At 41.3% G+C, this 22,499-nt stretch carries 16 protein-coding genes; 10 read left to right on the forward strand and 6 right to left on the reverse strand.

Features of this window, described 5'->3' with window-relative positions:
• Positions 1 to 47: 47 nt before the first annotated feature.
• The 5 genes from pflB to VB836_RS03365 all read left to right on the forward strand — a co-directional run bounded on the left by pflB (position 48) and on the right by VB836_RS03365 (position 8,537).
• Positions 48 to 2,276, forward strand: coding sequence for a formate C-acetyltransferase (gene pflB, locus VB836_RS03345; protein WP_323217990.1), 2,229 nt, complete (start codon positions 48 to 50; stop codon positions 2,274 to 2,276).
• Between the two features lie 116 nt (positions 2,277 to 2,392).
• A complete protein-coding gene (gene pflA, locus VB836_RS03350) occupies positions 2,393 to 3,157 on the forward strand; it encodes a pyruvate formate-lyase-activating protein (RefSeq protein WP_323217991.1) in 765 nt (254 codons plus the stop codon).
• 765 nt (positions 3,158 to 3,922) lie between these two features.
• Positions 3,923 to 6,583 (forward strand): bifunctional acetaldehyde-CoA/alcohol dehydrogenase, encoded by a 2,661-nt coding sequence (adhE, locus tag VB836_RS03355; RefSeq protein ID WP_323217992.1) that lies wholly within the window; start codon positions 3,923 to 3,925, stop codon positions 6,581 to 6,583.
• A 280-nt stretch (positions 6,584 to 6,863) separates the two neighbouring features.
• Positions 6,864 to 8,165, forward strand: a complete 1,302-nt coding sequence (thrC, locus tag VB836_RS03360; RefSeq protein WP_046277999.1) for a threonine synthase — start codon at positions 6,864 to 6,866, stop codon at positions 8,163 to 8,165.
• A gap of 96 nt (positions 8,166 to 8,261) precedes the next feature.
• Positions 8,262 to 8,537, forward strand: a complete 276-nt coding sequence (locus VB836_RS03365; RefSeq protein ID WP_323217993.1) for a MoaD/ThiS family protein — start codon at positions 8,262 to 8,264, stop codon at positions 8,535 to 8,537.
• Positions 8,538 to 8,699: 162 nt separating this feature from the next.
• On the opposite strand, the gene wecB is transcribed toward VB836_RS03365, so the two are convergent.
• The 3 genes from wecB to VB836_RS03380 form a co-directional block, all read right to left on the reverse strand.
• Entirely contained in the window at positions 8,700 to 9,821 is a 1,122-nt protein-coding gene (gene wecB, locus VB836_RS03370) for a non-hydrolyzing UDP-N-acetylglucosamine 2-epimerase (RefSeq protein WP_323217994.1), read from the reverse strand.
• A gap of 598 nt (positions 9,822 to 10,419) precedes the next feature.
• Complete coding sequence (locus tag VB836_RS03375) at positions 10,420 to 11,631, reverse strand: hypothetical protein (protein WP_323217996.1); 1,212 nt, start codon at positions 11,629 to 11,631, stop codon at positions 10,420 to 10,422.
• 139 nt (positions 11,632 to 11,770) lie between these two features.
• Positions 11,771 to 12,166 (reverse strand): hypothetical protein, encoded by a 396-nt coding sequence (locus VB836_RS03380; protein WP_046278871.1) that lies wholly within the window; start codon positions 12,164 to 12,166, stop codon positions 11,771 to 11,773.
• A gap of 184 nt (positions 12,167 to 12,350) precedes the next feature.
• Here VB836_RS03380 and rppA point away from each other — a divergent pair, with 184 nt between their 5' ends.
• From rppA to VB836_RS03400, 4 genes are all read left to right on the forward strand, one after another.
• Positions 12,351 to 13,028 (forward strand): two-component system response regulator RppA, encoded by a 678-nt coding sequence (gene rppA, locus VB836_RS03385; RefSeq protein WP_323217997.1) that lies wholly within the window; start codon positions 12,351 to 12,353, stop codon positions 13,026 to 13,028.
• Positions 13,021 to 14,301 carry a sensor histidine kinase gene (locus tag VB836_RS03390; protein ID WP_323217999.1) on the forward strand — a complete coding sequence of 427 codons (1,281 nt, stop codon included), beginning with the start codon at positions 13,021 to 13,023 and terminating at the stop codon, positions 14,299 to 14,301. Before rppA ends, VB836_RS03390 begins: the two co-directional genes overlap by 8 nt.
• Positions 14,302 to 14,605: 304 nt before the next feature.
• Positions 14,606 to 16,075 (forward strand): 9,9'-di-cis-zeta-carotene desaturase, encoded by a 1,470-nt coding sequence (gene zds, locus VB836_RS03395; RefSeq protein WP_046280483.1) that lies wholly within the window; start codon positions 14,606 to 14,608, stop codon positions 16,073 to 16,075.
• Between the two features lie 83 nt (positions 16,076 to 16,158).
• Entirely contained in the window at positions 16,159 to 16,605 is a 447-nt protein-coding gene (locus tag VB836_RS03400; protein ID WP_046280484.1) for an SRPBCC family protein, read from the forward strand.
• 2 nt (positions 16,606 to 16,607) lie between these two features.
• On the opposite strand, the gene VB836_RS03405 is transcribed toward VB836_RS03400, so the two are convergent.
• A complete protein-coding gene (locus VB836_RS03405; RefSeq protein ID WP_323218082.1) occupies positions 16,608 to 18,314 on the reverse strand; it encodes an NAD+ synthase in 1,707 nt (568 codons plus the stop codon).
• A 115-nt stretch (positions 18,315 to 18,429) separates the two neighbouring features.
• A complete protein-coding gene (locus tag VB836_RS03410; protein WP_323218000.1) occupies positions 18,430 to 18,750 on the reverse strand; it encodes a hypothetical protein in 321 nt (106 codons plus the stop codon).
• 329 nt (positions 18,751 to 19,079) lie between these two features.
• On the opposite strand from VB836_RS03410, the gene VB836_RS03415 reads away from it, so the two are divergent.
• On the forward strand, positions 19,080 to 20,522 hold the full coding sequence (locus tag VB836_RS03415; RefSeq protein ID WP_323218001.1) for a CHASE3 domain-containing protein: 1,443 nt from the start codon (positions 19,080 to 19,082) through the stop codon (positions 20,520 to 20,522).
• Between the two features lie 201 nt (positions 20,523 to 20,723).
• Here the strand turns inward: VB836_RS03415 and VB836_RS03420 are convergent, their stop codons facing one another.
• Positions 20,724 to 22,160, reverse strand: coding sequence for an MATE family efflux transporter (locus VB836_RS03420; protein ID WP_323218002.1), 1,437 nt, complete (start codon positions 22,158 to 22,160; stop codon positions 20,724 to 20,726).
• Positions 22,161 to 22,499 lie beyond the last annotated feature (339 nt).

Raw genomic sequence — 22,499 nt, forward strand, 5'->3', positions numbered from 1 at the left:
GCGTGAGAGCTGCAATGAACCCGCTTGCATTTTGGAGGCTTATTTTTATGTACGAGCAATGGAAAGGTTTTGTGCTGGGTCAATGGACAACTGAGGTGAATGTACGAGATTTTATTCAAAAAAATTATACGCCTTATGAGGGCAATGATGATTTTTTAGCTCAACCCACTGAAAATACTAAATTTCTCTGGGAAAAAGTTAAAGTTTTAATGGCACAAGAACGGGAACAAGGGATATTAGAATTAGAAACAAAAACCCCTTCTAGTATTACCTCTCATGCTCCCGGTTATATTGTTCAAGACTTAGAAAAAATTGTCGGATTGCAAACCGATAAACCCCTAAAACGGGGAATAATGCCCTGTGGGGGAATTCGAGTCGTTCGCAGTGCGGTAGAGGCTTATGGGTATCAGCTTGATACCACAACGAATGAAATTTTTACCCAGTATCGTAAGACTCATAATGATGGGGTTTTTGATGCTTATACTCCCGAAATGCGATCGGCGCGTCACTCTGGTATTATAACAGGTTTACCCGATTCTTACGGGCGAGGTCGGATTATTGGCGATTATCGACGAGTTGCATTATACGGCATTGAACGGTTAATTGCCGATAAACAACATCAGAAACAATTACTCGAAGTTGATGTGATTTTAGATGATGTCATCCGTCAACGAGAAGAAATTTCTGAACAAATAAAAGCCCTGAAAGAATTACAACAAATGGCGGCGAGTTATGGGTATGATATTAGCCAACCTGCGACCAATGCCCAAGAAGCGGTGCAATGGACGTATTTTGGTTATTTAGGTGCTGTTAAAGAACAAGATGGCGCCGCGATGTCTTTGGGGCGAATTTCCACGTTTTTAGATATTTATATCGAACGAGATTTACAGCAAGGATTAATCACAGAAAGTGCCGTCCAAGAGTTAATTGATCACTTGGTAATGAAGTTGCGAATGGTGCGTTTTCTTCGCGCCCCAGCCTATAATCAACTGTTTTCCGGTGATCCCACCTGGGTGACAGAAGCCATTGGCGGGATGGGGTTAGATGGACGACCTTTAGTAACAAAAAACAGTTTTCGGTTCCTGCATACCTTGTATAATCTCGGCCCTGCACCTGAACCGAATTTAACCGTTTTATGGTCGGAATATTTGCCTGAAAACTTCAAGAAATTCTGTGCAAAAATATCCATTGAGACCAGTTCGATTCAGTATGAAAGTGATGATTTGATGCGCCCTGACTACGGGGATGATTACGGCATTGCTTGCTGTGTTTCGGCGATGCGAATTGGCAAACAAATGCAGTTTTTTGGCGCACGGGCGAACTTAGCCAAAGTATTACTGTATTCTATTAATGGCGGGAAAGATGAAAAAACAGGCGAACAAATCGGGCCGACTTACGCGCCAATTACTTCCGAATACCTCGATTATGATCAGGTGATCGCTAAGTTTGATCAGATGTTAGAATGGTTGGCAAAACTGTATGTCAATACGTTAAATGTCATCCATTATATGCACGATAAATACTGCTACGAACGCTTAGAAATGGCGTTGCATGATGCAGAAATTTATCGGACAATGGCTTGCGGAATTGCGGGGTTATCCGTCGTTGCAGATGCGTTATCGGCGATTAAATATTCTCAAGTGAAAGTGATTCGGGATGACAAGGGTTTAGCCATTGATTATCAAGTTGAAGGAGACTATCCTAAATTTGGCAATAATGATGAACAAGTCGATCAAATTGCGGTGAATGTGGTTAAATTATTTATGGATAAATTGCGGAAACATCCCACCTATCGCAACGCCGTTTTAACCCAGTCCATTTTGACGATTACTTCTAATGTTGTCTATGGTAAAAAGACCGGAAGTACCCCCGATGGTCGTCAAGCCGGAGAACCCTTTGCACCGGGCGCCAATCCGATGCACGGACGCGATAGTAATGGGGCGGTTGCGGTGTTAGAATCGGTGGCAAAATTACCCTATGAACAGGCGCAAGATGGCATTTCCTACACCTTCTCTATTGTACCGGAAGCGTTAGGGAAAACCGAGGAAAATAAAGTGAATAATTTGGCGGGTTTGTTGGGGGGATATTTTAGCAATGGCGGTCATCATATTAATGTGAATGTCCTCAATTTAGAGACGTTGCTTGATGCGATGGAACATCCCGAAAATTATCCACAGTTAACGATTCGAGTCTCGGGATATGCGGTGAATTTTATTAAGTTAAATCGCGAACAACAGTTAGATGTAATTAACCGCACGTTCCATAAACAGATGTAGAATTTTGCGGGTTTGTTAGAAGGAAAACCACCAAGACACAGAGACACAAAGAGATAAAATCTTGGTGACTTTGTGCCTTTGTGGTGAGTTTACCCTTAAAAAAATCATCAATTAAAATGAATTTAGAAGGTTTAAATTTGCATCCTAAAACGGAAATTATTGGATATATTCATTCAATCGAAACCTGTGGAACCGTTGACGGGCCAGGGATTCGGTTTGTTATCTTTACTCAAGGCTGTTTATTACGGTGTCAATATTGTCATAATCCCGATACTCGCAATTTACAAGCGGGAAAAGTTGTCACCCCAAAAGAGATTTTTGAACAGATTAAAAAATATCGGTCTTATATGAAGGCTTCCGGGGGTGGGGTGACTATTTCGGGCGGTGAACCGTTGTTACAACCGGAGTTTATTGGCGAAGTTTTTCGGCTTTGTAAGCAAGCGGGGATTCATACAGCGTTGGATACATCGGGTTTTCCCAAGTTTGAAGATGCGAAAAAAGTATTAGAATTTGTGGATTTAGTATTGTTGGATTTAAAGGCGTTTTATCCTGAAACCTATCAGGAAGTAACGGCCGTTTCCCTCGAACCTGTTTTGAGATTTACCCATTATTTAAACGAGATTAAAAAACCGACTTGGGTGAGATTTGTTTTGGTTCCCCATTTAACAGACAATCTCGAAGAAATTACTGAACTCGCCCAATTTGTCTCAACATTATCGAATGTGGAGAAGGTAGAAGTTTTACCCTTTCATAAAATGGGCGAGTATAAATGGGAGGAAATGGGTTATGAGTACAAATTGAAAGATACTCCTGCGGCGACGGTTGAACAAGTTCAACAGGTGATGGAAATTTTTAAGCGGTTTGGGGTGAAGGTTGAGTAAATTTTTTCACCACAAAGACACGAAGACACGAAGGTTTATTCTTGGTGTTCTTTGTGTCGAGCGTGGTTTTTTATTCTTAATGAGGAAATTTTTTCACCACAAAGACAGGAAGGTTTATTCTTGGTGTTCTTTGTGTCGAGCGTGGTTTTTTATTCTTAATGAGGGAGTAAATTTTTTCACCACAAAGACAGGAAGGTTTATTCTTGGTGTTCTTTGTGTCGAGCGTGGTTTTTTATTCTTAATGAGGGAGTAAATTTTTTCACCACAAAGACACGAAGGTTTATTCTTGGTGTTCTTTGTGTCGAGCGTGGTTTTTTATTCTTTCTATTTTTAAGAATTTAACAAAACAGATGAAAGCGACTCAACAAAAATAAATATTCTGTACTTGAAAAGTATAACTTCTAATTTTAGCACTTTTTTCGCTAACTTTCCCAAAAAATATGAATACAGCGAAACTTTATATCCTACCGGAAAAAAATATCGGATGCAAGTCAAAATGAAATCTTAAAAAGAATGTTAAGAATTTTGCCCATCTTTGAACAAATTGTCCGAGATGAAATAAGATAAAACATAGAGGCAAGTAGAGAAAACAAAGATGACTCTACCCGGTCGGTAATGCGTTACACTAAAGAGCGAAACAGCTCAGTTGTTTTTTTCCGTAGGCCAATAAGTAAACAATCCAAAACCTAAAGCTTGTAAACAGTCCCAGATTTTGAATCTGGCGTTCATCAACTCTTCAACCGAAATTTTATCTAAGGGAAAGATATGGTTAATTCAGTGACCAACATCGAAGAACTAGAAAACCTAATCACACGGGTAAAAGCAGCCCAACAAAAATATGCTTCCTACACGCAAGAACAGGTAGACTATATCTTCAAAAAAGCAGCCTTAGCAGCGAATGCAGCCCGAATTCCGCTCGCAAAAATGGCAGTCGAAGAAACGGGAATGGGGATCGTTGAAGACAAAGTGATTAAAAACCATTTTGCCTCAGAAATTATCTACAACAAATACAAAGGCGAAAAAACCTGCGGTGTAATTGAAGAAGACAAATCTTTCGGTTTTCAACGCATTGCTGAACCTGTGGGAATTCTCGCCGGAATTGTCCCCACCACTAACCCAACTTCTACGGCAATTTTTAAAGCCTTAATTGCCCTGAAAACTCGCAACGCAATTATCTTTTCACCTCACCCTCGCGCCCGAAATTGTACCAATGAAGCTGCCCGAATTGTCTTAGAAGCAGCGATCGCAGCCGGGGCGCCCAATGATATTATTGGTTGGATTGATCAACCCACCGTTCCCCTGTCTCAAGCCTTAATGCAGCATCCTGATATTAAGCTGATTTTAGCGACAGGCGGGCCGGGAATGGTGAAAGCGGCTTATTCTTCCGGTAATCCTTCTTTGGGAGTTGGTGCGGGAAATACCCCTGCTTTAATTGATTCTTCTGCTCATATTAAAATGGCAGTTTCTTCAATTATTCTCAGTAAAACCTTTGACAATGGCATGATTTGTGCCAGTGAACAATCAGTTGTTGTTGATGATCAGGTTTATGATGCCGTTAAAGCCGAATTTCAAGCCAGAGGTGCCTATTTCTTAACCGCAGAAGAACGGGAACGTTTAGGGGAGAAAATCATCATCAATGGGCGTTTAAATGCGGAAATTGTTGGTCAACCTGTTGATAAAATTGCCGCACTGGCTGACATTACCCTCCCTGAAAATACCCGAGTGATTATTGGTGAAGTTGAAAATATTGATACTAATGAACCCTTCGCCTATGAAAAACTCTCGCCTGTATTAGCCATGTATCGGGCGAAAGACTTTGAAGATGCGGTGGAAAAATCGGAAAAATTAGTGCAGTTTGGAGGACGCGGACATACAGCCGCCCTCTACACAGCGCCCTCCAATATTGACCATATTAAACGCTTTGAAGATGCCGTTGAAACCGCCCGAGTTTTGATTAATACGCCGTCTTCTCAAGGGGCAATTGGAGATATTTACAACTTCCGTCTTGACCCTTCTTTAACCTTAGGTTGTGGCAGTTGGGGCGGTAATTCAGTCAGTGAAAACGTCGAACCTCATCACCTTTTAAACATCAAAACCGTCGCCGAACGTCGGGAAAATATGTTATGGTTCCGTATTCCTCCTAAAATTTACTTCAAATACGGGGCGTTAACCACAGCTATTCGCGAGTTAGCCGGAAAAAAACGGGCATTTATTGTTACCGACAAACCCCTTTATGAGTTAGGAGTAACGGCGATATTAGAGGAGGTTTTGGAAGAAATCGGACTCAAATACGATGTCTTTTATGATGTTGAACCTGATCCCTCTCTCGATACAGTGGAACGGGGATTAGTGTTGATGAATACGTTTCAACCCGATGTAATTATTGCCATTGGTGGCGGTTCTCCGATGGATGCGGCGAAAATTATGTGGTTGATGTATGAACATCCTGAAATCGAATTTGATGGCTTGGCAATGCGGTTTATGGATATCCGTAAACGGGTTTATGACTTGCCGCCTTTAGGGGAAAAAGCGATCATGGTTGCCATTCCTACAACATCGGGAACGGGTTCAGAAGTGACGCCATTTGCCGTTGTAACAGACCGTCGAAATGATATTAAATATCCTTTGGCGGACTATGCTTTAACTCCAAATATGGCAATTATTGACCCGGAATTGGTGTTAAATATGCCCAAGGGATTAACCGCATTTGGGGGGGTCGATGCTTTAACTCACGCCCTAGAATCTTATGTCTCGGTGTTGGCTTCTGAATACACCAATGGTTTAGCTTTAGAAGCCATTCGGTTAATCTTTAAATATTTGCCGAGTTCCTATCACAATGGGGCAGAAGATCCCAAAGCCCGCGAAAAAATGCACTATGCGTCTACAATGGCGGGGATGGCATTTGCTAATGGTTTCTTAGGCATTTGTCACTCAATGGCACACCAATTAGGAGCGATGTTCCATGTGCCGCACGGGTTGGCTAATGCGTTGATGATTTGTCATGTTATTCGCTACAATGCCACCGATGCCCCGTTTAAACAGGCGACTTTTTCTCAGTACAAATATCCCAATGCAAAATGGCGTTATTCTCGGATTGCGGACTATTTGAATTTGGGCGGTGAAACGGAAATGGAGAAGGTTGATCGCTTGATTTTAGCGATAGAAGACTTGAAACAACAAGTGGGAATTCCTCACGCGATTAAAGATGTGATCAAAGAAAGTGAAGCGGAATTTTTAGCGAAAATTGACGAATTAGCCGATCGCGCTTTTGATGATCAATGTACAGGTGCAAATCCCCGTTATCCTCTAATTAAAGACCTGAAGCAATTGTATCTCGATGCTTATTATGGTCATCCGTTAGTCGAAGCCCAACAAAATGGTAAAATAGTGATTCCAGAAGAACCGCAAGTTGTGGCGACAACCTAACCGTTAGATTCTTCTATTGTAGGGGTCATTGATGAATTACCCCTACCAGTTATCAATTCACTGTTTACTGGTCACTGAAAACACTGGTCACTGTTCACTGGTCACTGATCACTGTTAATAGGACTCCCCCTTCCCAACCCCAGGGAGGGGGGATATTGATTTTCAAGCCCTAAATCAATCCCGACAAAAAAACTCGGGTATGGTTGACCTCGTAAATTCACTGTGATATTGTTTTGAAATCAGGAATTCAAAAGACATCGTTCAACTAGAGGTTCAATCCATGACGGCACTAACAACTCACACTCAGACTACAGGTGCAACTTTCGAGAAACTCAAGTGTAAAGAGTGCGGCGCTGAATACGCCCTCGAAGCCAAACACGTTTGTGAAGTCTGCTTTGGCCCGTTAGAAGTTCAATACAACTACGACTTACTCCGCCAAACCGTGACTCGCGCAACCATTGAAGCTGGCCCGAAATCCATCTGGCGTTATCGCAGCTTCCTTCCTGTCGCCACTGATAATGTGATTGATGTCGGTACCGGAATGACGCCCCTAGTGAAGTCGGAACGGTTAGCCCGTCGCCTCGGTCTGAAAAACCTCTATATTAAGAACGATGCTGTCAATATGCCCACTCTCAGCTTCAAAGATAGAGTGGTTTCCGTCGCCCTCAGCCGCGCTAGAGAATTGGGCTTCTCAACAGTATCCTGTGCCAGTACCGGAAATTTAGCCAACTCCACCGCCGCCATCGCTGCTAAAGCGGGACTCGACTGTTGTGTATTTATTCCTTCTGACTTAGAAGCCGGAAAAATCCTCGGGACTTTAATTTATAACCCGATTTTGATGGCAGTTCGAGGCAATTATGACCAAGTAAACCGCCTCTGTTCAGAAGTGGCAAATACTCACGGTTGGGGATTTGTTAATATTAACCTACGTCCCTATTATTCAGAAGGTTCAAAAACCCTCGGTTATGAAGTCGCCGAACAATTAGGCTGGAAACTTCCTGATCATATTGTCGCGCCAATTGCCTCGGGTTCTTTGTATACTAAAATCTATAAAGGATTCCAAGAATTTATCAAAGTCGGCTTAGTTGAAGATAAAGCCGTTCGCTTTAGTGGCGCCCAAGCAGAAGGCTGTTCACCTGTTGCCCAAGCCTTCACCGAAGACCGTGATTTTATCACCCCCGTTAAGCCGAATACCATTGCTAAATCAATTGCCATTGGCAACCCGGCAGATGGCGTTTATGCCCTAGAAGTCGCCCGGAAAACCAACGGTCATATTGAGTCTGTCAATGATGCAGAAGTGATTGAAGGCATCAAACTGTTAGCGGAAACTGAAGGCATTTTCACCGAAACCGCAGGCGGAACCACAATCGCCGTCTTGAAAAAATTAGTCGAAGCTGGTAAAATTGATCCCGATGAAACCACTGTTGTTTACATCACGGGCAATGGCTTAAAGACTCAAGAAGCCGTTCAAGGTTATGTCGGCGAACCGCTAACCATTGACGCTAAATTAGAAAGCTTTGAACAAGCCTTAGAACGCGCCCACACTTTAGGCCGTTTAGAATGGCAAGAAGTTTTAGTGTAATCTAAAAAAAGTTAGGGATGGGTGAATGAACCTGTCCCTAAAACTTGCAGAGTTCCTGACTGTAAATCTACTCAAACGTTACCTTTCAAAATCGACATGACGGTTAAAGTATTAATTCCAACTCCTTTGCAAAAATTCACCGACAACCAAGCAAAGCTTGAATGTGAAGGCAGCAATATTCTTGAATTGATTGATTCTTTAGAAGCCCATTGTCCGGGGATTAAAAGTAGTCTTTGTGATGAAAAAGGTGAACCTCGCCGCTTCCTCAATTTTTACGTGAATAGCGAAGATATCCGCTTTCTCGAAGGAACAAAAACGGAACTCAAAGATGGGGATGAAGTGAGTATTGTTCCGGCGGTTGCGGGCGGTTAACTCATCTTACAGTGACCAGTGACCAGTGACCAGTGACCAGTTATCAGGTTACAGGTAATAGGGGAATTGTTACAGGGGTTAGGACAACTGTAAACTGTAAACTGTAAACTGTCTTCACTGGTCACTGATAACTGTAAACTGTAAACTGTAATGAACCCGCCCCTACCGAAGTTCTATCATCCGTTTTCTCAAAATTTGAACGATGTATTCGGCAGCATGACCATCTCCAAACGGATTAATGGCTGTTGCCATTTTTTTATAAGCTTCTAAATTGGTTAATAATTCGGTTGCCGCTTCTACAATTTCTGTGGTTTCTGTTCCGACAAGTTTGGCAGTTCCCGCAGTAATGGCTTCAGGTCGTTCCGTCGTTTTTCGTAAAACCAAGACAGGTTTTCCTAAACTGGGAGCTTCTTCTTGTAATCCTCCAGAATCGGTTAAAACAAAATAACAGCGATCAATTGCCGCAACTAATTCACAATAATCAAGCGGTTCAGTTAAAAAGATTCTCGGATGATTTCCTAATATTTTTTGCAACGGTTCTCGTACAGTTGGATTTCGATGCAACGGTAAAAGTAACGCCGTATCGGTAAATTTATCTAAAATATTCAGAAAACTTTCAGCAATTTGAGTCAGAGGAGTTCCCCAATTTTCCCGACGATGAACCGTTGCTAAAATCAGCCGATATTGACTCTTGTTCAAATGAGCAACGTTTAACTCAGGTTGACGTTTCACCACCGATAATAACGCATCAATCACCGTATTTCCGGTATGATGAACTTCTCCCAAAACCCCCGAATTTATTAAATTTTCTACCGCTTGCGTTGTGGGTGCAAAATGAAACTGAGTCAGTTGAGAAATTAAACGTCGGTTGGCTTCTTCAGGATAAGGATTAAAAATATCATTCGTGCGTAACCCCGCTTCAACATGACCTACAGGGATTTTCTGATAAAATGCTGCTAACGCCGCAGCAAACGCCGTTGTCGTGTCTCCCTGAACGATAATAATATCAGGACGAAGCTGTTGAAATAAACCTTCTAACCCCTGCAAACTCCGCCAAGTAATATCCGTCAACGTTTGCGAAGTCTGCATAATTTCCAAATTATAATCAGCATTGAGGTTAAACAGTTCCATGACTTGTTTAACCATTTCTCGATGCTGACCTGTTAAAATAACCTGAGTCTCAAACTCAGAAGCCAGTTGTAACTGTTGGATGACGGGAGCCAGTTTAATCGCTTCAGGACGAGTCCCAAGGACAACAGCCACTCGAATACGAGAATTGATCATTGCACTAAATAGAGATACAGAGCAAACTCAGCAATCAGAAAATCGAGACAGATGTTAGAGTTGATACAGTTTTATACCCAGAAGACTTATTTATAATTCAAACAGAGTCACCAAATCAAACCCCTCAATCCAGACGTTAACGATTATATCCTTATCCTCCCGCCTCAAACCCATCCGTTACAACCGTTATCCCTTACAATATCCGTTTCCAAAGCCATTAAGCTAAAACCCCCCAAGTTAATCTATCCGTTACATCCCCGCCTCACAAAATCCTCACAATCTTTCGTTATCTTACAAATACAGATAAAAACCCAGATAAATCCCGCTAGTCGCAGTTGATAAAAAGGCTAGCCGATAAATCCCGTCAAACACTTAATAATCGACGGGTCAGTTATAAGACAGCTTCCAGAGCCATTTGCTTTGGGAGCTGTCTCGTTTTAGGAGTTTTTGACCTCTTATTAATCGAGAGGGGGGATTAATAACAAATGTAGAGTGGTTTTTGATTCCAGATTGATCAACAGATTAACCCGGTTTTCTCAAGGTTATGATAACCGAAAAACCGGGTTTTTTGCTAATCCATCAAATCAAGTTAAAAGTTTTAGTCGTCATCCCAACGATCATCATCATCCCAGTCGTCATCCCAACGATCATCATCATCCGAGTCGTCATCCCAACGATCATCATCATCCCAATCGTAATTTACACCGGGTCGAGCTACCCCAGTCGGAATGACCGGCGAACCATCTGTCCGAGTAATCGAAAACGCATCGAAATCTTCATCATCCAGTATACCGGAAACATTGACAACTTCACCCGGAACTAATTGTAAAAATTGTGAGTCGGGTAAATCGGCATCAACTAATAACGGACTGCCGTTAATATCAAGCAGAAATTCATCATTATCAACTAAATTAATCACCGTTCCGGTAACAGTTGAACCGGGAACAATGGGAGGAACAACCGGAGGAACAACCCCAGTCGGAATTACAGGTGAACCGTCTACCCGAGTAATTGAAAACGCATCTAAATCTTCATCATCGAGTATACCCGAAACATTGACAACTTCACCCGGAACTAATTGTAAAAATTGTGAGTCGGGTAAATCGGCATCCACTAATAACGGACTGCCGTTAATATCGAGCAGAAATTCATCATTATCAACTAAATTAATCACCGTTCCGGTAACAGTTGAACCGGGAACAATGGGAGGAACAACCGGAGGAACAACCGGAGGAACAACCCCAGTCGGAATTACAGGCGAACCATCAACCCGAGTTACTGAAAAGGTATCGAAATCTTCATCATCGAGTATACCGGAAACATTCACCACTTCACCCGGAACTAAGGGTAAAAATTGTGAGTCGGGTAAGTCGGCATCCACTAATAACGGACTGCCATTAATATCTAGCAGAAACGCATCATTATCAACTAAATTAATTACCGTTCCGGTAACAGTTGTACCCACCATTGGAGGAATACCGACAGGAGGATCGGGAGGATTTCCAATCAAAGGATCGGCGGGAATTTCTGGGGGAAGTACGGGTTTATTTCCGCCCAAAACGACAGAACCATCGGGGCGAGTAATGGAGGGGCTATCGATTTCTAAACCGTCAAATTCCCCCACAAAAACGTTAACCGTTTCACCGATCATTAAACCCAATTGATCGGCATCTAAAGGCGTAGGATCGACAATGGTAGTACCCCCCGACCAATTTAAAGTAAAATCGTCTCCATTGTCTACAAAACCGCCCACAACTCCGGTAACAGTTGCTCCGGGAAATAAACCTGCTAAGGGATTGGGTTCAATCATCTCTTGTCCTGCCTTTCTGAACTCGATGATGTTACTTTAAAAATTAAAAATGACAAGAAGATGACAGGGGGTTGATGTGACTTCAGTCACCCGTGTAGGGGTAATTTATGAATGACCTGTACCAATATTTTCACAAAAATTAGTCGTAAATTTGATAACGAACCAAAGTCCGAAGCTGTGCGGGAGATAAATTAAGCATCCGGGACATCTCGGCTTCGACATCAGCCACATCTGTCACCGGAAATTCAAATTCTAACTCTTTTAAGGTGGAACTATCGGTATCAATATCGACTTTGGTATAACCTCGTTTTTCGTAAATCTTTGCTTCAATAGAAATCAGTTGGACTTTCAGCAGCAGTTCAACTTCAGGTAATCTTCCCCCTTCTACAGACACCCGTTCAATTTGGGGGGCTTCACCCAACACAACTTCTGTTGTCCAACCCGTTGCGATCCAAAACAATAAACCAATTAAGGGTAAAGGCAACCCAAACTCTAAACCCCAAGAATCAATGATTTGCCAATTTTTAAATTTCATAAGCAGCTCTGAAACTTTTATGCTATTTTAAATGATTATGGACTAATTTGGCAATTTTTAGGTCGGGTTTTGACAAAAACTCTGGCAATCCTCAAGAGGTGTTTCTATAAAGAAAGAACAAGATAAATTGATATCTTTTCTGGATAAATTTTTCGGTAAATGAAATTTATGAGATCAACAACTGATGAGAATTTTATTAGTTGAAGACGACATTGAACAATTAGAACCCATCCGCACCGCCCTTTCCCAAGCCGGACATATTGTTGATGGAGTTGAAACGGGAGACACCGCCCAATGGTTAATGAGTGAAACCGATTATGATTTATTGATTTTGGATTGGATGTTACCTGTGATTTCAGGAGTAGAACTTTGTCGCCAGTATCGAAGTCGGGGAAAAACATCACCAGTTTTGCTACTAACTGCAAAAGATACGACTGCTGACAAAGTAATCGGATTAGATAGCGGGGCGGATGATTACCTCGTGAAACCGATAGATTTACTCGAACTGTTGGCGCGTATTCGGGCTTTAGGAAGACGTTCTCCCCATTGGCTTGGAGATACTTTAAAAATGGGTGATTTAGAACTAGATTTAACGCGCTTAATCATACAACGAGGAGACAAAGAAGTTCAACTTTCAGTGCGGGAGTCCCAACTGTTAGAATATTTTCTGCGTCATCCTAACCAAGTGTTAAGCCGAGATCAAATTGAACAATCTTTGTGGGAATGGGATAACCCACCAGAAAGTAATGCAGTGAGTACCTTAGTTAGACGTTTAAGACAACGTTTAGGACAAGTGGATGCAGCCAACTGGATCGAAACAGTCTACGGTTTAGGATACCGAATGAGTCAACCCAATGTTTAGTCAAAGTCGTCGAAATTTAGCCCGTTGGTTTACTTGGTCAATGGGAGGAATATTAATCGTATTTGCCCAATTAATTTATTATATCGAAGCTCGAGATCAATTGTGGGCGCTCGATAATGCCTTATATGATCGAACCAGTGCGCTGGCGTCAACCGTTGAGTTGAACACTCGCAAAGGTCAATCAAAAATCGCATTTGAAAACCTGCTCATGCTCCGGAGTAATTCCGGCTTGGGGAGTGAATTAATCTATGTTCGGTGGTACAATCAAGAAAGAAAAATTGTGCAGTTTATAGGTCAATCTCCCACCGAAAAAAATAGAATAAAACTCGGATTTAAAACGCTTAAATCCGCTAATATTCAAGTCAGACAATTAACCATTCCTGTTGTTGAGAATGAAATTTTAATCGGCTATTTGCAAGTCGCTACCTCCCTAAAACCCTTTCAAGATACAACCCAAAAACTGCGTTTATTTTTAACAGTGGGCGTGCCTATAACTTGGGGAATTATTGGTTTAACCGGGTGGTTACTGGGGGGAATGGCAATGCAACCCATTCGTCAATCTTACGAAGCCCAAAGTCGATTTACTGCCGATGCTTCCCACGAATTACGCGCCCCTTTAGCCGCTATTTTGAGTAACGCTCAAGTGGGGTTACTCGCCCCTAGCTGTGATGAAATTCCGCGTCAACGCCTGGAAAAAATTGTCACATTAACGAAATCAATGACAGTTTTGATCGGTCATTTATTGCTGTTAGCCCGTCACGAAGGCAAACTCAATCCGCAACTCTTCCAAACTCTAGATTTAACTCAATTATTGACCGATTTAGCACAAGTTTATAAATCCTTATCCCCAGACAAAGACATCTCCTTTTATACTGATTTTCCCCAACAGCCTATTTTTATTCGCGCCGAACCCGAGTTACTCCGTCAAGCGATTGAAAATCTCCTCAATAATGCTTTTAAATATACAAATTCGGGAGGAACAATCAGCCTAAAATTAATCTATGAATCCCGTTGGGTAATGATTTCGGTAACAGACACCGGAATGGGTATTCCGCCCCAAGATCTACCCCACATTTTCGATCGCTTTTATCGAGTCGATCAAGCCCGAACCCGCAAAACAGGGGGCTTTGGCTTGGGGTTAGCGATCGTTAAACAAATTGTCGAAGCCCATCAAGGTTCTATACAAGTCAATAGTACCCTTGGAGTGGGTTCTACCTTTACCCTCGAACTTCCCAGAGAAAAACCCGGTTTCTCAAAGAAACCGGGTTTTTGAGGCTAGTTCGCGCCTATACAACGGGGTGGGTTTACCCACAGAAAAACCCGGTAACTCCTACGAAACCGGGTTTTTGAGGCTGATCGAGGAAGGGGGCGGGTTTACAGAGGTTATTTGTCACCAGACAGACATATCGACAGAACCCGCCCCAACAAAACTTCTGGTGGCTATTGCCCATACAACGGGGCGGGTTTACAGAGGTTATTGATGAGAAACAGACATATCGACAGAACCCGCCCCTACAGTGTTTAGATTGCCGTTTTTTGTTACAATCTGTGAAGACAATAGGTTATAAATAGGCAAAATGCGGGTTGCGATCGCTGGAGCAGGTTTAGCGGGTATGGCAACAGCCGTCGATCTCGTCGAGGCTGGACACCAAGTTGAAATTTTTGAATCTCGTCCTTTTGTTGGCGGAAAAGTCGGCAGTTGGGTTGATCCCGATGGTAATCATATTGAGATGGGTTTACACGTCTTTTTTGGTTGTTATTACCATCTGTTTGATTTAATGAAAAAGGTGGGAGCGTTTGAACATCTGCGTTTAAAAGAACATTCTCACACCTTTATTAACCGAGGCGGAAAAACAGGAAGTTTAGATTTTCGCTTCATTACAGGCGCCCCGTTTAACGGACTCAAAGCCTTTTTTACCACCTCTCAACTCTCTTCCTATGATAAGTTGAAAAATGCGATCGCTTTAGGTACAAGTCCTCTCGTTCGCGGACTGGTAGACTTTGAAGGAGCGATGAAAACCATTCGAGATTTAGATCGAATTAGTTTCGCCGAATGGTTCCGCAGTCATGGCGGTTCAGAAGGCAGTTTAAAGCGGATGTGGAACCCGATCGCCTATGCACTGGGTTTTATCGATACGGAAAATATTTCCGCTCGGTGTATGCTAACAATTTTCCAATTTTTTGCTGCAAAAACTGAGGCTTCTGTGTTGCGAATGTTGGAAGGTTCCCCCCATGAATATCTCCATAAACCGATTATTAATTATCTCGAAGAACGAGGCGCGAAAATCTACACCCGACGCCGGGTTAAAGAGATTCAATACGAACAAATAGACGGCAAAACATACATAACAGCTATGGTTGTAGCTTCTGGAGACACCGAAGAAACCATCACAGCCGATGCTTATGTTTGTGCTTGTGATGTTCCCGGAGTTCAGAAAATATTACCCCAAGATTGGCGGAAATGGTCGGAATTTGATAATATTTATAAACTCGATACGGTGCCTGTGGCAACGGTACAATTACGCTTTGATGGTTGGGTAACAGAACTCAATGATCCGCAACAACGCAAACAGTTAGAACGAGCCGTTGGCATTGATAACTTGTTGTATACTTGTGATGCTGATTTCTCCTGTTTTGCGGATTTAGCCTTAACCAGTCCGGGAGATTATTATCGTCAAGGCGAGGGTTCACTGCTACAATTAGTATTAACCCCTGGAGATCCGTTTATCAAACAAAGTAACGAAGAAATTGCCCAACACGTTCTCAAACAAGTACAGGATTTATTCCCGTCTTCAAGAGAACTCAAGATGACCTGGTATAGTGTGGTTAAATTAGCTCAATCTCTCTATCGAGAAGCGCCGGGAATGGACCCCTATCGTCCTGCACAAAAAACCCCTGTAGCTAACTTTTTCCTAGCTGGAAGTTATACCCAACAGGATTATATTGATAGCATGGAAGGCGCGACACTTTCGGGTCATCAAGCCGCAAAAGCCCTTTTAAATAATACAGCTAACTTGATGAAACCCTCGGCGGTAACAACAGGTTAAAACTGACAATATAGAGGGAATTTTTGAGAGTTAAATGCTTTAAATTTCCCTCTAAAAATATACTCTATCAACTCTAAAATCCGATGTCAGACTGGTTAGAACATAGCGTTCAAGTTGAAGTTCCAATTCCGATAGAATTAGCTTGGAGTCTTTGGTCAGATTTGGAACAAATGCCCCGATGGATGAAATGGATTGATTCGGTTAAAATCTTAGAAGATAATCCCGAATTATCCCGTTGGAAATTAGCAGCAGGTCGGTTTGAGTTTACTTGGCTGTCTCGGATTTTGAAACAGGTTCCCCATCAAATTATTCAATGGGAATCTGTTGATGGTTTACCGAATCAAGGCGCCATTCGATTTTATGATCGTCATGGGAGTAGTATTGTTAAACTGACGTTTTCCTATGCCATTCCTGGGATTTTAGGTAAACTGATGGATAATCTCTTTTTAGGACGACTGGTAGAATCAACCATTCAAGCAGATTTAGAACGGTTTCGAGATTACGCCCTAGCCGTTCATGCAAAATCTTAAGCTTAAATTCCACTTGTTGCTTTCGCAATTGGCATCCGCCAACCTGTCCCAAAAGCGCGATCGCTAATTTTTAATCCGGGAGGGGCTTGACGGCGTTTAAATTCTGCCCGCATGACTAATTTTACCACCTTTTGAACAATCTCAGAATCATGTCCGGCCTCAATAATTTGTTGAACCGATTCATGTTTTTCAACTAAGCGATATAAAATATCATCTAAAATCTCATAAGGGGGGAGTGAATCTTGATCAACTTGACCGGGTTTGAGTTCAGCGCTGGCAGGCTTTGTTAAAATATTATTGGGGATAATTTCTTTTTGATGATGTTTATTTAACCAATGACAAATTGAATAAACTCGCGTTTTAGGAACATCTGCAATCACCGCTAATCCCCCATTCATATCACCATAAAGGGTACAATATCCCACCGCCATTTCTGATTTATTTCCAGTTGAGAGTAACAAATGACCAAATTTATTAGAAATTGCCATTAATAAGGTTCCCCGAATTCGAGATTGAATATTTTCTTCGGCAATGCCAAATTCTGTCCCTGTAAACAAGGGTTCAAGGGTGTTATCAAAGGCTTTCATTCCCTCAGAAATCGGTAAAAGTTCGGTTTTAATCCCAATATTTTCAGCCAATTTTAACGCATCATTGACTGAATGATCGGAACTGTAAGGAGAAGGCATTAATACCCCTAAAACATTCTCTTCTCCCACCGCTTCTGCTGCAATAGCCGCAACTAACGCCGAATCAATTCCCCCACTTAACCCCAAAACAACCTTAGAAAAACCACATTTCCGCACATAATCCCGCACACCCAAAACCAACGCTAACAAAATTTCTTCATCTTCACTTCCCGGATGATCATTTGAAGACTTTTCTAGAGATTTAACCGTTGTTGCTGCCATTAAATCTTGTTTTTCAAAATCAAACTCAACAATAGCAAAATCAGTTTGAAATCCCGCTAAACACTGAACTAATTCACCGTTTTTATTAAAAGCAAAACTAAACCCATCAAAAATTAAATCATCATTTCCCCCAACTTGATTGGCATAAATAATCGGAGTTTGATAACGTTCTGCACTATGTCCCAGCATCGCTTGACGGAGTTTTTGTTTACGGGTTTGGTAGGGAGAAGCCGATAAATTCACCACTAAATCAACATTTTGTTCCGCTAAAGCTTTCATGGGATTACAAGCATAGTTTTGTCTTCCCCAAAATTCCTCATCGTTCCATAAATCTTCGCAAATTGTTACCCCAATTTTTAAAGATGTGGTAGAATTAGATAAAGTAAAATACTCACTTTGTTTTCCGGCTTGAAAATAGCGATCCTCATCAAATACATCATAAGTCGGGAGTAACCGCTTCTGAAAAAACTTCTGAATTTCACGATTGTGAATTAACGCGGCACTATTAAATAAGGGCTTACCCTGTTTTTTAAACTCAGGATTCGGTTGGACAGTTCCGACTAAAACTGCAAGTTCAGGCGGTAATTTTTCAGCTAAAATGTGTAGTTGAGCGATCGCAGCCTCGATAAAACTGGGGCGAATCAACAGATCTCTAGGCGGATAACCTAGCAAAGCCAATTCTGTGGTTAATAGCAGTTGACAACCTGCTTCTGTAGCCTGTTCGGCGACATCGAGAATACGTTGAGCATTTCCGGTAATATCGCCGACAGTGGGATTGAGTTGTGCGATCGCAATTTTCATCATTCATCTCTGAGGTAGATTTTAACTCAAGTTTACCTTGATGTTGCAAGAAGGCTGACGCTTTACCCGTAGGGCAAAGCACCTTCGATGAATTGCGACTCTTCACGACTACCGATTAATTAGGACCAAACGGATCACGACAAAGTTGATATGTGACTTCAAAATTCTCACCTCGCTGATCCGCTTCATCTTCTAAACGCTCGATTTGCTGAGAACGTTGCTCTTTAGCTGCTAAACGAGTTGTTCCACTGACACTCGCTTCTTTCGTCTCATCTCCTATCTTATATTGATAGTTACAAACAAAATCGTTTTTAGTAGTCTGAGCGCTACTGGGTGTAGTCGGTTGTTGAGGAGAGGGTCTATCCTGTGCGAATGCTGGGGAGGTTAGACCCAACGCTAGAAAACTAACTGTAATACCACTTAAAAGCTTATTCATAATAGTCTCCTTGAATTTAAACTTTGTGCTTCTATTGTTATAAATGTTAGAGAAATTAAACCTAATCTTAATCCTTCTTCCGACATAAACTTATCTTCTTAACTTGCTAAATTTGCTCCTTTTTATTCAAAGAAGTCTCATCCAAAAGAGCCGATAGAGCTATTTCTACGGGCTGATATTGATATTGAGTATTGACTAAAACCTATTCTTCCAAACTGTCTAAGAGTTGAAGAAGGATTAATTTTTTAGTAGTTCTATTAAATCAAGTTGTCAAAGATCTACTTAAAATTTAAAATAAGGTAAGAGGGAACTAAAAATCGAAAAAAACGATGAATATCAAACGCATTTTACCTTTAGGTTTTGGAATTCTGATTGTTATAGTTAGTATTGTTAGCTTAATTACGCTTAATAATTCCACAAATTTAAAAGAGTCTTCAGACTGGGTTTCTCATACCTATAAAGTGCAATCTATGTTAAGAAGTCTAGAAAAAAGTTTAGTGGATGCTGAAACCGGACAACGAGGTTTTATTATTACAGGACAGGATAACTTTCTCGAACCCTATAACAAGACTATACAGACTTTAGGTGATAATTTTGCTCGGTTAAATGATACAATTTCAGATAATCCTGAACAACTTGAAAGACTTGCTACAGTTGAAGAATTAGCTAACGACAAACTCAAAGAACTGCAACAAACGATTAGTTTAAAGAAAGCTGGAAATAATCAAACAGTTGTGGATATAGTGCTATCAGGTGAAGGCAAACAAATTATGGATAAAATTCAGATTAAAATAGAGGAGATGATTGTAGTTGAAAATCAACTTCTAGATCAAGGAAAAAAACGCACTCAACTTGATTATAAATTGATTATTGTTTTATCATGGATTGGAGTTTTAACAGTTTTTATAGTCGGCATTATCATATTATTTTTTATTGATAAATTAGCAATTAAACCCATTAATGAAATTGCAAATACAATTACGATTTCTGCTAATGAAATTGCTATAACGATTGAACAACAAGAACGCACTGCTTCAGGACAAGCTGCTTCTGTCAACACAACTACGACAACAATGGATGAATTGGAGGCATCATCACGTCAATCTGCCGAACAAGCAAATGCTGCATCACACAAAGCACAGCTTGCATTCCAAGCAGCAGACCAAGGAAATTATGCCGTTAAAGAAACGTTAAAAAGTATGAACCAATTAAAGCAAAAAGTCGAGGAAATTGCGGATAAAATTATTAAATTGAGTCAACAAACTAATCAAATTGGTAATATTTCTTTGATTGTTAGCGATTTTGCCAGTCAAACAAATATGTTAGCACTGAATGCTGCCGTAGAAGCAGTGAGAGCTGGAGAACAAGGCAGAGGCTTTTCTGTTGTTGCTTCAGAAATTCAAAAATTAGCTGATAAAAGTAAAAAATCAACTGAACAAATTAATATATTAGTGGATGAGATTCAAAATTATATTCGATCTACTAAAATTGTAGCAAATGAAGGGCAAAAAACAGTAGATATGGGTATGAAAATGATCCACAAAACAACTCAAGCTTTCAATGGTATTCGTGATACTATTAATACTATGGTAACGTACAATAAACAAATTTCTCTGAATGTTCAACAGCAAGCTATAGCAATTAAACAAGTCGTAGAAGCGATGGATAATATTAATCAAGGTGCAAAAGAAACTGTACTAGGTATTACTCAAGCTCGAATCGGAACTCAAAATTTAAAGCAGGTCGCCGAGCAACTCAAAATGATTGTTTAAGTCACTCACTCATCAATAGACAAGTGGGGCGGGTTTAGATCAATCTCGGAGTAGTAGTAAAGATCTTGACTGAACCCGCCCCTACGAATTATTATTGATTAGTCGGGTATGATATAACCAGTTGGTCGTTGTGCTTGGGGGCGCTCATCCCAACAACGAGGGTTTTTTATTGAGCAATAATTATCCCTAGCTACTTAATTTTTATCGAGGCGTTTTATCTTGAACATCTGGAAGATGAATCGGGGGTTGGGTTGAGGGTAAAATCACCGGATGTTCTAAGGGATGAACAGCCTTCAAACTGCAAGATCGACGAGTCCAAATAATTGCGGTTAAACCAACAATTAAATTAGACACACAAGCCGCCGCGAAAATCCCATTCAAGCCAAATAACCAATTGCCTAAATAGGCTAACGGTACATATAATACCACCATTCGAGAGAGGGTTAATACCACAGCCGGAAACGGTTTTCCGAGGGCGTTAAATGCAGCACAAGCCGCTAAGAAAATCCCTAGAGTTCCATAACTGATGGGTACAATCGTTAGATAACGAGTAGCAGTATTAACAACTTCCGGGTTCGTGTCAAATATTCTGATAACTTGTGATGAAGTGGCGAAAAGAATCACCGCAACAAAAACCCCGAAACCGATACAAAATAAATAGGATAAATGTAAAGAACGATGGACTCGTCCATAGAGTTTTGCACCCCAATTTTGACCGACAAACGGCCCTATCGTGCTAGAAAGTGCCATAAACACAATCATCGCAAATGATTCAATCCGAGAAGAAATCCCAAATCCTGCAACGGTTTCAGGACTATAACTGGCTAATAAACTGGTGATAATCCCAATCGAAATCGGTGTGATCATATTGGTCGAAGCCGCAGGTAAACCCACATATAAAATCTCTTTCCAACAGTCCCAAAAATTTCTCAGACAGCTTAAACTCCAGAGAATCATCCGTTCTCGAAAATGAAGAACCGTTAAAGACGTAATGAACGTCAGAGAACGACCAATGACTGTCGCGATCGCTGCCCCTTTTAAACCCATCGCAGGAATGAACCCCCAACCAAAAATAAACAAAGGATCTAAACCAACGTTCATCAAGGCGGCAAAGGTCATAATTAGACTGGGAATGGTGGTATCTCCGGCTGCACGAAGCGCACTATTTCCCACCATTGGAACCACGAGAAAAATCATGCCGGGATACCAAATTTTCATATATTCCCGAATGTAGGGAATGACTTCAGGACTCGCCCCTAAAAGTTTAAATAAAGGGTCAATTGTTGCCAGTCCAATCAGAATAACAATACCAACAATAAACAGAGATAATGTTAGACTATTTGTAGTTAATCGTTGAACTCGATCGCGATCGCCTTCACCAATGGCGCGAGAAATCACCGAAGCCGCCCCGGTTCCCAGTCCGATCGCCAAGCTTCCCATGACCATGAAAACAGGAAAAGCAAAACTCATCGCCGCGAGTTGGGGGGTTCCCAGTTTACCCACGAAATAAGTATCAGCCAGGTCAAACGCAATGACCGAAAAAACGCCCCAAACCATTGGTAAAGTGAGGGCGATGAGTTTGAGTCCGACAGAACCTTCTGTTAAGTTGTATTTGCGAGTGGGGGTTGATGGGGACATGAATCTGATTTGAGAGAGTGGGAGAGGCTTAGAAATGCGCCGTCATCAGTTAATATAACTGCGATCGCAGTTATTTGGCATTCATACTCAGTGAACACCCCTGAGAATCTCTAAATTTTTTTCCTAAGATAGATGACAAAAGTAGAAGTTTGTGTATATTTTAAAAGCCAGTTATCGCCTTAGCATTGACATTAAAATAGATCTATTTTTGAGCAGACCTGTTCGATTTAAAGCCCTTAACTGTTATCTATCTTTCGGTCAAACGACGGCTTTAATTTCTATCTTAAGAAAGTGAATTCAAGGGCATCATTCGTGTTTCAATTATAGATTATGCCTCAT

This window comes from Limnoraphis robusta BA-68 BA1 (assembly GCF_034932365.1).
In the GTDB taxonomy this organism is placed as follows: domain Bacteria; phylum Cyanobacteriota; class Cyanobacteriia; order Cyanobacteriales; family Microcoleaceae; genus Capilliphycus; species Capilliphycus robustus.

Coding starts and splice junctions, on each gene's coding strand:
- pflB (WP_323217990.1), top strand. CDS start 48: ATGTACGAGCAATGGAAAGGTTTTGTGCTGGGTCAATGGACAACTGAG.
- pflA (WP_323217991.1), top strand. CDS start 2,393: ATGAATTTAGAAGGTTTAAATTTGCATCCTAAAACGGAAATTATTGGA.
- adhE (WP_323217992.1), top strand. CDS start 3,923: ATGGTTAATTCAGTGACCAACATCGAAGAACTAGAAAACCTAATCACA.
- thrC (WP_046277999.1), top strand. CDS start 6,864: ATGACGGCACTAACAACTCACACTCAGACTACAGGTGCAACTTTCGAG.
- VB836_RS03365 (WP_323217993.1), top strand. CDS start 8,262: ATGACGGTTAAAGTATTAATTCCAACTCCTTTGCAAAAATTCACCGAC.
- wecB (WP_323217994.1), bottom strand. CDS start 9,821: ATGATCAATTCTCGTATTCGAGTGGCTGTTGTCCTTGGGACTCGTCCT.
- VB836_RS03375 (WP_323217996.1), bottom strand. CDS start 11,631: ATGATTGAACCCAATCCCTTAGCAGGTTTATTTCCCGGAGCAACTGTT.
- VB836_RS03380 (WP_046278871.1), bottom strand. CDS start 12,166: ATGAAATTTAAAAATTGGCAAATCATTGATTCTTGGGGTTTAGAGTTT.
- rppA (WP_323217997.1), top strand. CDS start 12,351: ATGAGAATTTTATTAGTTGAAGACGACATTGAACAATTAGAACCCATC.
- VB836_RS03390 (WP_323217999.1), top strand. CDS start 13,021: ATGTTTAGTCAAAGTCGTCGAAATTTAGCCCGTTGGTTTACTTGGTCA.
- zds (WP_046280483.1), top strand. CDS start 14,606: ATGCGGGTTGCGATCGCTGGAGCAGGTTTAGCGGGTATGGCAACAGCC.
- VB836_RS03400 (WP_046280484.1), top strand. CDS start 16,159: ATGTCAGACTGGTTAGAACATAGCGTTCAAGTTGAAGTTCCAATTCCG.
- VB836_RS03405 (WP_323218082.1), bottom strand. CDS start 18,314: ATGAAAATTGCGATCGCACAACTCAATCCCACTGTCGGCGATATTACC.
- VB836_RS03410 (WP_323218000.1), bottom strand. CDS start 18,750: ATGAATAAGCTTTTAAGTGGTATTACAGTTAGTTTTCTAGCGTTGGGT.
- VB836_RS03415 (WP_323218001.1), top strand. CDS start 19,080: ATGAATATCAAACGCATTTTACCTTTAGGTTTTGGAATTCTGATTGTT.
- VB836_RS03420 (WP_323218002.1), bottom strand. CDS start 22,160: ATGTCCCCATCAACCCCCACTCGCAAATACAACTTAACAGAAGGTTCT.